Annotated in this window: 10 protein-coding genes; all 10 read left to right on the plus strand. The window is 58.6% G+C overall.

Translation table 11 applies throughout. The annotated features are described in order from the left end of the window. Positions 1 to 28 precede the first annotated feature (28 nt). The 10 genes from bamA (at position 29) to ACJ8J4_RS20750 (ending at position 14,078) form a co-directional block, all read left to right on the plus strand. On the plus strand, positions 29 to 2,455 hold the full coding sequence (gene bamA / locus ACJ8J4_RS20705) for an outer membrane protein assembly factor BamA (RefSeq protein ID WP_033639522.1): 2,427 nt from the start codon (positions 29 to 31) through the stop codon (positions 2,453 to 2,455). Positions 2,456 to 2,611: 156 nt separating this feature from the next. Then, positions 2,612 to 3,109, plus strand: a complete 498-nt coding sequence (gene skp / locus ACJ8J4_RS20710) for a molecular chaperone Skp (RefSeq protein WP_025304031.1) — start codon at positions 2,612 to 2,614, stop codon at positions 3,107 to 3,109. Between the two features lie 3 nt (positions 3,110 to 3,112). Then, positions 3,113 to 4,135 (plus strand): UDP-3-O-(3-hydroxymyristoyl)glucosamine N-acyltransferase, encoded by a 1,023-nt coding sequence (gene lpxD, locus ACJ8J4_RS20715; protein WP_049207283.1) that lies wholly within the window; start codon positions 3,113 to 3,115, stop codon positions 4,133 to 4,135. Positions 4,136 to 4,295: 160 nt separating this feature from the next. Continuing rightward, entirely contained in the window at positions 4,296 to 4,751 is a 456-nt protein-coding gene (gene fabZ / locus ACJ8J4_RS20720) for a 3-hydroxyacyl-ACP dehydratase FabZ (RefSeq protein ID WP_004931962.1), read from the plus strand. 3 nt (positions 4,752 to 4,754) lie between these two features. Next, positions 4,755 to 5,543, plus strand: coding sequence for an acyl-ACP--UDP-N-acetylglucosamine O-acyltransferase (gene lpxA / locus ACJ8J4_RS20725; protein ID WP_025304029.1), 789 nt, complete (start codon positions 4,755 to 4,757; stop codon positions 5,541 to 5,543). Positions 5,544 to 5,546: 3 nt separating this feature from the next. Beyond that, a complete protein-coding gene (gene lpxB, locus ACJ8J4_RS20730; RefSeq protein ID WP_004931967.1) occupies positions 5,547 to 6,695 on the plus strand; it encodes a lipid-A-disaccharide synthase in 1,149 nt (382 codons plus the stop codon). Continuing rightward, entirely contained in the window at positions 6,692 to 7,285 is a 594-nt protein-coding gene (gene rnhB, locus ACJ8J4_RS20735) for a ribonuclease HII (protein WP_025304028.1), read from the plus strand. The genes lpxB and rnhB overlap by 4 nt, the downstream gene beginning before the upstream one ends. Before the next feature lie 78 nt (positions 7,286 to 7,363). After that, positions 7,364 to 10,852, plus strand: a complete 3,489-nt coding sequence (dnaE, locus tag ACJ8J4_RS20740) for a DNA polymerase III subunit alpha (RefSeq protein WP_442516104.1) — start codon at positions 7,364 to 7,366, stop codon at positions 10,850 to 10,852. A 12-nt stretch (positions 10,853 to 10,864) separates the two neighbouring features. Continuing rightward, a complete protein-coding gene (gene accA, locus ACJ8J4_RS20745; RefSeq protein ID WP_019455765.1) occupies positions 10,865 to 11,824 on the plus strand; it encodes an acetyl-CoA carboxylase carboxyl transferase subunit alpha in 960 nt (319 codons plus the stop codon). 112 nt (positions 11,825 to 11,936) lie between these two features. Next, positions 11,937 to 14,078 carry a lysine decarboxylase LdcC gene (locus tag ACJ8J4_RS20750; protein WP_025304026.1) on the plus strand — a complete coding sequence of 714 codons (2,142 nt, stop codon included), beginning with the start codon at positions 11,937 to 11,939 and terminating at the stop codon, positions 14,076 to 14,078. The last annotated feature ends 3 nt before the right edge of the window (positions 14,079 to 14,081 follow it).

Consider the following 14,081-nt stretch of genomic DNA (forward strand, 5'->3'; position numbering starts at 1 on the left):
GATAGGTTAGGAAGAACGCATAACAACGATGGCGATGAAAAAGTTGCTCATAGCGTCGCTGCTGTTTGGCAGCGCCACCGTATACGGTGCAGACGGGTTCGTAGTGAAAGACATTCATTTCGAAGGCCTGCAGCGAGTTGCCGTCGGTGCGGCGTTACTCAACATGCCGGTTCGCGTCGGCGATACCGTCACTGACGATGACATCAGTAATACCATTCGTGCCTTGTTTGCCACCGGCAACTTCGAGGACGTGCGCGTACTGCGCGATGGTAATACCTTGATCGTGCAGGTGAAGGAACGTCCTACCATCGCCAGCATCACTTTCTCCGGCAACAAGTCGGTGAAAGATGACATGCTCAAGCAGAACCTGGAAGCCTCCGGCGTCCGGGTGGGCGAGGCGCTCGACCGCACCACGATCTCCAGCATTGAAAAAGGGCTGGAAGACTTCTACTACAGCGTCGGTAAATACAGCGCCTCGGTGAAAGCCGTAGTCACGCCGTTGCCGCGCAACCGTGTCGACCTGAAACTGGTGTTCACGGAAGGGGTCTCCGCCAAGATTCAACAAATCAACATCGTCGGCAACCATGCTTTCACCAACGACGAACTGATCTCACGCTTCCAACTGCGTGACGAAGTGCCGTGGTGGAACCTGGTCGGCGACCGCAAATACCAGAAGCAGAAACTGGCGGGCGATCTCGAAACCCTGCGCAGCTTCTATCTGGATCGCGGCTATGCCCGCTTCAACATCGATTCTACCCAGGTGAGCCTGACGCCGGATAAAAAAGGCATCTACATCACCATCAACATCACCGAAGGCGAGCAGTACAAGCTTTCCGATGTTGTCGTGAACGGCAACCTGGCCGGCCACTCGGCGGAAGTCGCTCAGATCACCAAAATTGAGCCAGGCGAGCTGTACAACGGCAGCAAGGTGACCAAAATGGAAGACAACATCAAAACGATGTTGGGCCGTTATGGTTACGCCTACCCGCGCGTCGGCACTCAGCCTGAGATCAACGACGCGGATAAAACCGTCAAGCTGCACGTCAACGTTGACGCGGGCAACCGCTTCTACGTGCGTCGCATCAAGTTCGAAGGTAACGACACCAGCAAGGATTCCGTACTGCGTCGCGAAATGCGCCAGATGGAAGGCGCCTGGCTCGGCAACGAGCAGGTCGAGCAGGGTAAAGAGCGTCTGAACCGTCTGGGCTATTTCGAAACGGTTGACGTGGAAACCCAGCGCGTGCCGGGCACCGCCGATCAGGTCGACGTGACCTATAAGGTGAAAGAACGCAACACCGGTACCTTTAACTTCGGCGTCGGTTACGGCACCGAGAGCGGCGTCAGCTTCCAGGCCGGCGTGCAGCAGGATAACTGGTTGGGTACCGGCTACTCGGTCGGCATCAGCGGCACCAAGAACGACTACCAGACTTATACCGAACTGTCGGTCACCAACCCGTACTTCACCGTTGACGGTGTGAGCCTGGGCGGCCGCATCTTCTACAACGACTTTAAGGCGGATGACGCGGATCTGTCGGACTATACCAACAAGAGTTACGGTATCGACGGCACGCTGGGCTTCCCGATCAACGAAAACAACTCGTTGCGCACCGGCCTGGGCTACGTCCACAACGGTCTGTCGAACATGCAGCCGCAGATCGCCATGTGGCGTTACCTCGACTCGATGGGCGTGGATGCGAACAAGACCGACCGCGCCAGCTACTCGACGGACGACTTTACGCTGAACCTGGGCTGGACCTATAACAACCTGGACCGCGGCTACTTCCCGACCTCGGGTAACCGTACCACGTTGAACGGCAAGGTCACCATTCCGGGCTCGGACAACGAATACTACAAGGTGACGCTGGACAGCGTACAGTACGTGCCGATCAACGACGACCGCACCTGGGTGCTGTTGGGTCGCGGCCGTCTGGGTTACGCGGATGGGCTGGGCGGCAAGGAAATGCCGTTCTATGAGAACTTCTATGCCGGTGGTTCGAGCACCGTGCGCGGCTTCCAGTCCAACACCATTGGTCCGAAGGCGGTGTACTACAACTCCAACTCGTACCAGTGTCAGTTCAACGCCGGCAGCACGACCGATCGTCAGAGCATCTGTAGCTCGGATGACGCGGTAGGCGGTAACGCCATGGCGGTCGCCAGCCTGGAGCTGATCACCCCGACGCCGTTCATCAGCGAGAAATACGCCAACTCGGTGCGGACGTCGCTGTTCATCGATGCCGGTACCGTGTGGGACACCAAGTGGAAGAATACCAACGAAACGCTGATGTACGGCGTGCCGGACTACAGCAAAGCCAGTAATATTCGTTCTTCCGCCGGTATCGCGCTGCAGTGGATGTCGCCACTGGGGCCGTTGGTGTTCTCTTACGCCAACCCGATCAAGAAATACGAAGGCGACAAGTCCGAACAGTTCCAGTTTAACATCGGTAAGACCTGGTAACGGGTCTCGCCTCTGGGCATAACAGTTATTAAGAATCGCAATGGCCAGGCGCCCGCCGGCAGAGGGAGATGATTCTCATTGTTTGGTGGGACAAGTCTGGCAAATTGTGTACTTCAGTGTCATATGACACAAATGGGTGATGGTAAGGAGTTTATAGTGAAAAAGTGGTTGTGTGCCGCAGGCCTCGGTTTAGCAATGGCTGCTTCAGCTGGCGTTCAGGCAGCAGATAAGATCGCTGTCGTTAACGTCTCCAGCATTTTCCAACAGCTGCCGGCCCGCGAAACGGTCGCTAAACAGCTGGAAAACGAGTTTAAAGGCCGTGCAAGCGAACTCCAGAACATGGAACGTAGCCTGCAGACCAAAATGCAGCGTCTGCAGCGTGACGGCGCTACCATGAAAGCCAGCGATCGCAGCAAGTTGGAAAAAGACGTGATGGCGCAGCGCGAGCAGTTCTCTCAGAAAGCGCAGGCTTTCGAGCAGGACAACCGTCGTCGCCAGATGGAAGAGCGTAACAAGATCCTGAGCCGCATTCAGGACGCGGTGAAATCTGTCGCCAGCAAAGGCGGTTATGACGTGGTGATCGACGCCAACGCCGTTGCCTATGCAGACTCTTCCAAAGATATCACTGCTGACGTGCTGAAACAGGTTAAATAACACATGCTTTCAATTCGACTGGCTGATTTAGCGCAGCAGTTGGATGCACAATTGCACGGTGATGGCGATCTCGTCATCACCGGCATTGCTTCTATGCATTCGGCACAGCCTGGCCAAATCACGTTTTTGTCAAACAGCCGCTATCAAGAGCAGCTGTCTTCCTGCCAGGCAAGCGCCGTGGTGCTTACCGAAGCGGATTTACCACACTGCCGTGCTGCGGCGCTGGTGGTTAAGAACCCTTACCTGACCTATGCGCGCATGGCGCAGCTGATGGACACCACGCCGTCGCCGGCCCAGGATATCGCGCCAAGCTCGGTGATCTCACCTGAAGCGCAGCTGGGGCAGAACGTCGCCATTGGGGCGAACGCGGTGATCGAGTCGGGTGCGGTGCTTGGCGATAACGTGGTTATCGGCCCGGGCTGCTTCATCGGCAAACACGCACGCATCGGCGCGGGAACGCGTCTGTGGGCGAACGTCACGATTTATCATGCGGTCGAAATCGGCCAGCGTTGCCTGATCCAGTCGGGCACCGTGATCGGCGCAGACGGTTTCGGCTATGCGAATGAGCGCGGCGAGTGGATCAAAATCCCTCAGTTGGGCACGGTGATTATCGGCGATCGCGTCGAAATCGGCGCTTGCACCACCATTGACCGCGGCGCTTTGGATAACACCCAAATCGGGAATGGTGTTATCATCGACAACCAATGCCAGATTGCACATAACGTTGTGATTGGCGACAATACCGCCGTCGCCGGCGGTGTGATCATGGCCGGCAGCCTGAAAATCGGCCGCTACTGCCAGATTGGCGGTGCCAGCGTGATCAACGGTCACATGGAAATTGCCGACAAGGTGGTTGTCACCGGAATGGGAATGGTTATGCGACCAATCACCGAACCTGGGGTATACTCTTCGGGCATTCCGTTGCAGCCTAACAAGGTTTGGCGTAAAACCGCTGCGTTGGTGATGAATATCGATGAGATCAGCAAACGCTTGAAAGCTGTCGAACGTAAAGTCGGAAAAGACTAATCATTGCCGCCCGCCCTGGCGGGTACAAAACGAAACGCGTTGGTCGTGAGACCAAAAGCGCAAAGAGATGTTAATTTGCGGCCTGCATGATGATCTCCTTTTGGGGTCAGCGCAGGCCGTGTTGTTGATGCCATCAGTTTTTAGAGACAGGAAGAGTATTTTGACTACTGACACTCATACTCTGGATATTGCAGAAATTTTGGATCTGCTTCCTCACCGTTACCCGTTCTTGTTGGTCGACCGCGTCCTCGAGTTTGAAGAGCACAAATATCTGCGTGCGGTGAAGAACGTATCGGTGAACGAACCGTTTTTCCAGGGCCACTTCCCTGGCAAACCGATTTTCCCAGGCGTATTGATCCTGGAAGCCATGGCGCAGGCCACCGGTATCCTGGCGTTTAAAAGCGTCGGTAAACTGGAGCCGGGCGAGCTGTATTACTTCGCCGGTATCGACGAAGCACGCTTCAAGCGCCCTGTGGTGCCAGGCGATCAGATGGTCATGGAAGTCACCTTCGAGAAAACTCGCCGCGGTCTGACTCGCTTCAAAGGCGTGGCGACCGTTGACGGTAAAATTGTCTGCGAAGCAACCATGATGTGTGCCCGCAGCCGGGAGGCTTAATCCGTGATTGACCAAACCGCCTTTATCCATCCTAGCGCGATAGTCGAAGAGGGCGCCGTGATCGGCGCCAACGTGCATATCGGCCCTTTCTGCTACGTCGGCTCCCAGGTGGAAATCGGCGCCGGCACGGTGCTGAAATCCCACGTGGTGGTGAACGGCATTACCAAGATTGGCTGCGATAACCAGATTTATCAGTTCGCTTCCATCGGTGAAGTGAACCAGGATCTGAAATACGCAGGCGAACCGACGCGCGTTGAAGTGGGCGATCGCAACCGCATCCGCGAAAGCGTCACCATTCACCGCGGCACCGCGCAGGGCACCGGCCTGACCAAAGTGGGCAACGATAACCTGCTGATGGTCAACGTGCACGTTGCTCACGACTGTGTGGTCGGCAATTCTTGCGTGTTGGCCAACAATGCCACGCTGGCGGGGCATGTGGAAATCGACGATCACGCCATCATTGGCGGCATGACGGCGATCCATCAGTTCTGCATTATCGGCGCGCATGTGATGGTAGGCGGTTGTTCCGGCGTCGCTCAGGACGTGCCTCCTTTCGTCATCGCGCAGGGCAACCACGCGACGCCGTTCGGCGTCAACGCGGTCGGCCTGAAGCGTCGCGGTTTTGACAAGGATGAAATGCAGGCGATCCGCAACGCCTACAAAATCCTGTATCGCAGTGAAAAAACGCTGGATGAAGCGAAGGCGGAAATCGAAGCCCTGGCCAAAGAGCAGCCGGTGGTGCAGCAGTACCTCGATTTCTTCACCCGTTCCACCCGCGGCATCATTCGCTGAGCTATGTCGAATCGTCCATTGACTATCGGACTGGTCGCCGGAGAAACCTCCGGTGACATTCTCGGCGCCGGTTTGATCCGCGCGCTCAAGGCGCAGATCCCCGACGCGCGTTTCGTTGGCGTCGCCGGCCCGCTGATGCAGGCCGAAGGCTGCGAAGCCTGGTACGAAATGGAAGAGCTGGCGGTCATGGGCGTGGTGGAAGTGCTCGAGCGCTTGCCACGCCTGTTGAAGATCCGCAAGGATCTCACTCGCCGCTTCGGTGAGCTGCGGCCGGACGTGTTTGTCGGCATCGACGCGCCGGACTTCAACATCACGCTGGAAGGCCGCCTCAAGCAGCGCGGCATTCGCACCATCCACTACGTCAGCCCGTCCGTGTGGGCCTGGCGGCAAAAGCGCGTTTTCAAAATTGGCAAAGCCACCGATTTGGTGCTGGCCTTTCTCCCTTTCGAAAAAGCGTTTTACGATCGTTTCAACGTCCCTTGCCGGTTTATCGGCCACACCATGGCGGACGCCATGCCGCTGCAGCCCGATCGGTTGGCGGCGCGCGCTCAGCTTGGCATCGCTCCGCAGGCGCGCTGTTTGGCTTTGCTGCCGGGCAGCCGCGGCGCCGAAGTCGAGATGCTGAGCGCCGACTTTCTCAAAACCGCGCAGCTGCTGCGCACGCGTTATCCCGAGCTGGAAGTGGTGGTGCCGCTGGTTAACGCCAAACGGCGCGAGCAGTTTGAGCGCATCAAGGCCGAGGTTGCGCCGGATCTGACGGTACATCTGCTGAACGGCCAGGGGCGCGAGGCGATGATCGCCAGCGACGCGGCGCTGCTGGCGTCCGGCACGGCGGCGCTGGAATGCATGCTGGCCAAGTGCCCGATGGTGGTGGGCTATCGCATGAAGCCGTTCACTTTCTGGTTGGCGCAGAAGCTGGTGAAAACGCCTTATGTCTCGCTGCCGAATCTGCTGGCGGGGCGGGAGATCGTCACCGAACTGCTGCAGCATGACTGCGTCCCGGACAAACTGGCCGCCGCCGTGATGCCGCTGCTGGAAGAGAGCCCGGAAACCGACGCGTTGAAACAGACTTTCCTTACCTTGCACCAAAGCATCCGTTGCGGTGCGGACGAACAGGCCGCTCAGGCTGTGTTGGAGCTGGCGAAAGCATGATTGAACCCTTTATCTATCCCGCTGCCACGCTGATTGCCGGTGTGGACGAAGTGGGTCGCGGCCCGTTGGTCGGCGCAGTGGTCACCGCCGCCGTGATCCTCGATCCGGCGCAGCCGATCGTCGGGCTGGCAGACTCCAAGAAACTCAGTGAAAAACGCCGGCTGGCGCTGTATGACGAAATCGTCGCCAAAGCGCTCTCCTGGAGCCTGGGGCGCGCCGAACCGGCGGAAATCGACCAGCTGAACATTTTGCACGCCACCATGTTGGCGATGCAGCGCGCGGTGGCCGGGTTGCATATCGCGCCGGACATGGTTTTAATCGACGGTAACCGTTGCCCGAACCTGCCGATGCGTTCGCAGGCGGTGGTGAAGGGCGACAGCCGTGTGGCGGAGATCAGCGCGGCGTCCATTCTGGCGAAGGTCACGCGCGATCGCGAAATGGCCGAGCTGGACAGCGAGTTCCCGGACTACGGTTTCGCGCAGCATAAAGGCTACCCGACCGCCCTCCACCTGGAGCGGCTGGCTGCGTTGGGCGCCACCGAGCATCATCGCCGCAGCTTCGCGCCGGTGAAAAGAGCGCTGGCGCTGTAGTCTGCGGGCCTGACCGGGCTCGACGATAGCATTAACCCGGGCTCAGCCTGCTGAGCCCCTTCAATCAGGTATCTGGAGATGGCCGAACCTCGTTTTATTCACCTGCGCGTCCACAGTGACTACTCCATGATTGATGGATTGGCCAAGACGGCGCCGCTGGTGAAAAGAGCCGCCGCGTTAGCCATGCCTGCTCTGGCAATCACTGATTTCACCAACCTGTGCGGGCTGGTGAAGTTCTACGGCAGCGCGCACGGCGCCGGGATCAAACCGATCATCGGCGCGGATTTCCATGTGCAAAGCGATGAGCTGGGCGACGAACTGGCTCAGCTGACGGTGCTGGCCAGCAACAACGAAGGCTACCAGAACCTGACGCTGCTGATTTCCCGCGCCTATCAGCGTGGCTACGGCGCCGCCGGCCCGACCATTGATCGCGACTGGCTGATTGAACATCGCGAAGGGCTGATCCTGCTTTCCGGCGCGCGTCAGGGCGACGTCGGCAAGTTCCTGCTGCGCGGTAACCAGGCGCAGGTGGATCAATTCCTGGACTTCTACCAACAGTATTTCCCGGACTGTTACTACCTGGAACTGATCCGCACCGGCCGCCCGGACGAAGAGAACTATCTGCATGCGGCGGTGGCGCTGGCCACCGAGCGCGGTTTGCCGGTGGTGGCCACCAACGACGTGCGCTTCCTGGTGGAAGACGATTTTGACGCTCATGAAATTCGCGTCGCCATTCACGACGGTTTTACGCTGGACGATCCCAAGCGGCCACGCAACTACAGCCCGCAGCAATACATGCGCAGCGAAGACGAGATGTGCGAGCTGTTCGCCGACATCCCGGAAGCGCTGCTGAACAGCGTCGAGATCGCCAAGCGCTGTAACGTCACCATTCGCCTCGGCGAATACTTCCTGCCGCAGTTCCCAACCGGCGATATGAGCACCGAGGACTTCCTGGTGCTCAAATCTAAAGAAGGGCTGGAAGAGCGTCTCGAGTTCCTGTTCCCCGATCCTGAAGTGCGCGCGCAGCGCCGCCCGGAATACGACGAGCGTCTGGACGTCGAGCTGAAGGTGATCAACCAGATGGGGTTCCCCGGCTACTTCCTGATCGTGATGGAGTTTATCCAGTGGTCGAAGGACAACAACGTGCCGGTGGGCCCAGGGCGCGGCTCCGGCGCCGGTTCTCTGGTGGCCTATGCGTTGAAAATCACCGACCTCGATCCGCTGGAATTCGACCTGCTGTTCGAACGCTTCCTGAACCCGGAACGTGTTTCGATGCCCGACTTCGACGTCGACTTCTGCATGGAGAAGCGCGACCAGGTGATCGAGCACGTGGCGGAGATGTACGGCCGCGAAGCGGTATCGCAGATCATCACCTTCGGGACCATGGCGGCGAAAGCGGTTATCCGCGACGTAGGCCGGGTGCTGGGGCACCCGTACGGCTTCGTCGATCGCATCTCCAAACTGGTGCCGCCGGATCCGGGCATGACGCTGGAGAAAGCCTTTGCCGCCGAACCGCAGCTGCCGGAGATTTACGAGGCCGATGAAGAGGTCAAGGCGCTGATCGACATGGCGCGCAAGCTGGAAGGGGTAACGCGCAACGCCGGTAAACACGCCGGGGGCGTGGTGATCGCGCCGACCAAGATCACCGACTTCGCGCCGCTGTACTGCGACGCCGAAGGGCACCATCCGGTGACCCAGTTCGACAAGAACGACGTGGAATATGCCGGGCTGGTGAAGTTCGACTTCCTCGGCCTGCGCACCCTGACCATCATCGACTGGGCGCTGGAAATGATCAACGCCCGGCGCGCCAAGACCGGGCTGGAACCGATCGACATCGCCGCCATTCCGCTCGACGACAAGAAAAGCTTCGACATGCTGCAGCGCTCGGAAACCACGGCGGTGTTCCAGCTTGAATCGCGCGGCATGAAAGATTTGATCAAACGCCTGAAGCCCGACTGCTTCGAAGACATGATCGCACTGGTGGCGCTGTTCCGTCCGGGGCCGCTGCAGTCAGGGATGGTGGATAACTTCATCGACCGCAAGCATGGCCGCGAAGAGATCTCCTACCCGGACATTCAGTGGCAGCACGAGTCGCTCAAGCCGGTGCTGGAACCGACCTACGGCATCATCCTGTATCAGGAACAGGTGATGCAGATTGCCCAGGTGTTGGCCGGCTACACCTTGGGTGGCGCGGATATGCTGCGTCGTGCGATGGGTAAAAAGAACCCGGTCGAAATGGCCAAGCAGCGCGGCGGCTTTGAAGACGGCGCGAAATCGCGCGGCATCGACGGTGAACTGTCGGTGAAAATCTTCGACCTGGTGGAGAAATTCGCCGGTTACGGCTTCAACAAATCGCACTCCGCCGCCTATGCGCTGGTGTCGTATCAGACGTTGTGGCTGAAGGCGCACTATCCGGCCGAGTTTATGGCGGCGGTCATGACCGCCGATATGGACAACACCGACAAAGTGGTGGGGCTGGTGGACGAATGTTGGCGCATGGGGCTGAAGATCCTGCCGCCGGACATCAACAGTGGCCTGTATCACTTCCACGTCAACGACGACGGCGAGATCGTTTATGGCATCGGCGCGATCAAGGGCGTGGGGGAAGGGCCGATCGAGGCCATTATCGAGGCGCGCAACAGCGGCGAACAAGGTTACTTCAAAGACCTGTTCGACCTGTGCGCGCGCTCTGACATCAAGAAACTGAACCGCCGCATTCTGGAAAAACTGATCATGTCCGGGGCGTTCGATCGCCTTGGGCCGCACCGCGCTGCGCTGATGAATTCGCTCGGCGACGCGTTGAAAGCGGCGGATCAGCATGCGAAAGCCGAAGCTATTGGCCAGGTGGATATGTTTGGCGTGCTGGCGGAAGCGCCGGAGCAGGTGGAGCAATCCTACGCCAATATCGCGCCCTGGCCGGAGCAGGTGGTGCTGGACGGTGAACGGGAGACGCTGGGGCTGTACCTGACTGGTCACCCGATCACCCAGTACCTGAAGGAAATCGAACGTTACGCCGGTGGCCAGCGTTTGAAAGACATGCACCCGACGGATCGGGGCAAAATGACTACCGCCGTCGGGTTGGTGGTCGCCGCGCGGGTCATGGTGACCAAGCGCGGCAACCGTATCGGCATCTGCACGCTGGATGACCGTTCGGGCCGTCTGGAAGTGATGCTATTCACCGAAGCGCTAGAAAAATACCAGCATTTGTTGGAAAAAGACCGTATCCTTATCGCCAGTGGACAGGTCAGCTTTGATGACTTTAGCGGCGGGCTTAAAATGATGGCCCGCGAGGTAATGGACATCAGTGAAGCCCGGGAAAAATACGCTCGCGGGCTTGCTATCTCGCTGACTGACAGGCAAATTGATGACCAGCTTTTGAACCGTCTCCGTCAGTCGTTGGAACCCCATCGCTCGGGGACGATTCCAGTGCATCTCTACTATCAACGGGAAGATGCACGAGCCAAGCTGCGTTTTGGCGCAACCTGGCGCGTGACGCCCACCGACCGCTTGTTGATCGACTTGCGGACGTTGGTAGGCAATGAGCAGGTGGACTTGGAATTTGACTAAAATAGGAATGCTATGAGTCTGAATTTTCTTGATTTTGAACAGCCGATTGCAGAGCTGGAAGCGAAAATTGACTCGCTGACTGCAGTCAGCCGTCAAGACGAAAAATTAGATATTAATCTGGACGAAGAGGTTCAGCGCCTGCGTGAAAAGAGCGTTGAGCTGACGCGCAAGATTTTTGCCGATCTTGGGGCTTGGCAAATTGCCCAATTGGCACGCCACCCGCGCCGTCCTTATACCCTGGATTATATCAAACACATCTTTACCGACTTCGAAGAGTTGGCGGGCGATCGCGCTTACGCTGACGACAAAGCGATCGTCGGTGGCATTGCGCGCCTGGATGGCCGCCCGGTGATGATCATCGGGCACCAGAAAGGCCGTGAAACCAAAGAGAAGATCCGCCGCAACTTCGGCATGCCGGCGCCGGAAGGTTACCGTAAGGCGCTGCGCCTGATGGAAATGGCCGCACGCTTCAAGATGCCGCTCATCACCTTTATCGATACTCCGGGCGCTTATCCGGGCGTGGGTGCGGAAGAACGCGGCCAGTCAGAAGCCATCGCGCGCAACCTGCGTGAGATGTCGCGTCTGAACATCCCGGTCATCTGCACCGTCATCGGCGAAGGTGGCTCCGGCGGCGCGCTGGCGATCGGCGTGGGCGATAAGGTGAACATGCTGCAGTACAGCACCTACTCGGTGATTTCGCCGGAAGGCTGTGCCTCCATCCTGTGGAAGAGTGCCGACAAGGCGCCGCTGGCCGCAGAAGCGATGGGCATTACCGCACCGCGTCTGAAAGAGTTGAAGCTGATCGATTCGGTGATCCCGGAGCCGCTGGGTTCCGCGCACCGCGACGTGCCGGCGATGGCTGCCGCGCTGAAAGCGCAGCTGCTGGCCGATCTGAAAGATCTGGATGGTCTGAACGACGAAGAGTTGCTCAACCGTCGCTACCAGCGTCTGATGAACTACGGCTACTGCTGAGTTCTGTTCTTCGCTGCAAGAAACCGCCTCCGGGCGGTTTTTTTTTGGGCTACACACCGCCGGATTTTCGTGGTGTTATAGAGACTTGGCCGTTAACTGACAGGAGCTGCCGATGAATATCATCGCCATCATGGGCCCGACGGGCGTCTACTACAAAGATGAGCCGATCCGCGAGCTCCACGCTGCGCTGGCCACCATGGGATTCCAACTGGTGTACCCCAAAAACAGCGGTGACCTGCTGAAGCTGATCGAAGCCAATGCCCGCATCTGTGGGGTGATCTTCGACTGGGACGACTACAGCCTGGAGCTGTGCAGCGAGATCAACGAGCTGAACGAATACCTACCGCTGTACGCCTTTATCAATACCCACTCCACCTTCGACGTCAGCCTGCATGAAATGCGCATGGTGCTCTATTTCTTCGAGTATGGCCTGAATGCGGCGGACGATATCGCGCAGCGCATCCAGCAGTACACCGCAGAATATATTGATACCATTACGCCGCCGCTGACCAAGGCGCTGTTCAACTACGTGCGCGAAGGGAAGTACACCTTCTGCACGCCGGGCCACATGGCCGGCACCGCGTTCCAAAAAAGCCCGGTGGGCTGCCTGTTCTATGACTTTTTCGGCGCCAATACCCTGAAGGCCGACATTTCGATTTCAGTCACCGAGCTCGGCTCGCTGTTGGATCACACCGGGCCGCACCTCGAGGCCGAAGAGTATATTGCGCGTACTTTCAACGCCGAGCAGAGCTATCTGGTTACCAACGGCACCTCCACCGCCAACAAGATCGTCGGCATGTATTCGGCGCCGGCGGGCAGCACGGTGCTGATCGACCGCAACTGCCACAAATCGCTGTGCCACTTGCTGATGATGAGCGATATTGTGCCGATCTATCTGCGCCCGCTGCGCAACGCCTACGGCATCCTTGGCGGCATTCCGCAGCGCGAGTTCACCCGCGCCAGCATCGCCGCTCGGGTGCAGGAGACCCCGAACGCCACCTGGCCGGTGCATGCGGTGATCACCAATTCCACCTATGACGGCTTGCTGTATAACACCGACTACATCAAGCAGACGCTGGCAGTGCCGTCGATCCACTTCGACTCCGCCTGGGTGCCTTACACCAACTTCCATCCGATTTACGACGGCAAGAGCGGCATGAGCGGCGATCGGGTGCCCGGAAAGGTCATCTACGAAACCCAGTCTACACATAAACTGCTGGCGGCCTTCTCTCAGGCCTCGATGATTCATATCAAGGGCGACTACGACGAGAGCACCTTCAACGAAGCCTACATGATGCACACCACCACCTCGCCGCACTATGGCATTGTGGCATCGATGGAGACCGCCGCCGCCATGCTGCGCGGCAACCCGGGGCGCCGCTTGATCAATCGATCGGTGGAGCGCGCGCTGCATTTTCGCCGTGAAGTGCAGCGGCTGCGCGAGGAGAGCGACAGTTGGTTCTTTGACATTTGGCAGCCGGAGGAGATCGATGAGGCGCAGTGTTGGCCATTGGATCCTGACGATAACTGGCACGGCTTCGGCCAGACCGATCGCGATCATATGTACCTCGATCCGATCAAGGTGACGATCCTGACGCCGGGCATGAACGAGCTGGGTGCGCTGGAGGAAGAGGGGATCCCGGCGGCGCTGGTGGCGAAGTATCTCGACGAGCGCGGCATCGTGGTGGAGAAGACCGGGCCGTACAACCTGCTGTTCCTGTTCAGCATCGGCATCGACAAAACCAAGGCGATGAGCCTGTTGCGCGGCCTGACTGATTTCAAGCGCGCCTACGATCTCAACCTGCGGGTGAAGAATATGCTGCCGGATCTGTACGCCGAGGATCCGGATTTTTATCGCCATATGCGTATCCAGGATCTGGCTGCCGGCATTCATCGGCTGATCCGCCAACACGATCTGCCGCGCCTGATGCAGCGGGCGTTCGACGTGCTGCCTGAAATGAAGCTGACGCCGCACCAGATGTTCCAGGAGCAGGTGCGCGGCAATGTGGAAACCTGCGAGCTGGATCAGTTGGTGGGCAAGGTGGCGGCCAATATGATCCTGCCTTATCCGCCGGGCGTGCCGCTGGTGATGCCGGGAGAAATGATCACCGAAGAGAGCCGGGCGGTGCTCGATTTCCTGCTGATGCTGTGCTCTATCGGTGAGCGCTATCCCGGTTTTGAAACCGACATCCACGGCGCCAAACTGACGGAGGACGGGCGCTATCTGGTGAAGGTGTTGAAAGCGCCAGCATAATCG

Source organism: Serratia sp. CY47280, from assembly GCF_052168655.1.
In the GTDB taxonomy this organism is placed as follows: Bacteria; Pseudomonadota; Gammaproteobacteria; order Enterobacterales; family Enterobacteriaceae; genus Serratia; species Serratia bockelmannii.